1 pseudogene is annotated in these 583 nt (G+C 81.8%); it reads right to left on the reverse strand.

The window, feature by feature from the left end:
* A pseudogene (locus tag ABD352_RS25815) lies at positions 1-583 on the reverse strand (FtsX-like permease family protein); the annotation flags it as partial.

Consider the following 583-nt stretch of genomic DNA (forward strand, 5'->3'; position numbering starts at 1 on the left):
GGCCGGCAGCCGGGCGGCGTCGACGGCGAGCACCGGCGGGCTCACGGTGTCGTCGTCGGCGACCGCCATCGCCGCGCGCCCGCCCGGGTCGGCCTGCCGGACGGCGCTCAGCAGCGCGGTCTGGCCGGCCGCCCGCACGGTGAGCACCTGGCCGGCGCCGAGCTCGGCGACGGTCCGCTCGGCGCGGGCGGCCCGGGCGGCGAGCACGTCCTCGCCGGCCAGCCCGAGCAGCGCGACCGCGACGGCCACGACGGCGAAGATCCGATCGATGCCGGGCCGCCTCTGGTACTGCAACGCCGCCAGCGCCACCGTGACCCGCCCGGTGCGCAGCGCCCCGCGGCCGGCCCGCCCGGCGAGAGCCGTCACGCCCCGGGCCAGCAGCGCCGCCGCGGCGAAGGCCAGGAGCACCGGTGCGGCGAGGGCGGGCCCGGTCGGTACCGCCGCCGGGGTGTCGGAGCGCAGCTCGATGACCGCGGCCACCGCCCCGGCCACCAGCAGCAGGTCGAACAGCGCGGCACCGCGCCGTCCGGGGGCGGGGGCCCGGCGCAGCAGCTCGGCGACCGGGGCGGGCAGCAGCGGCAGG

The sequence above is a fragment of the Dactylosporangium salmoneum genome (assembly GCF_039532525.1).
GTDB lineage: Bacteria > Actinomycetota > Actinomycetes > Mycobacteriales > Micromonosporaceae > Dactylosporangium > Dactylosporangium salmoneum.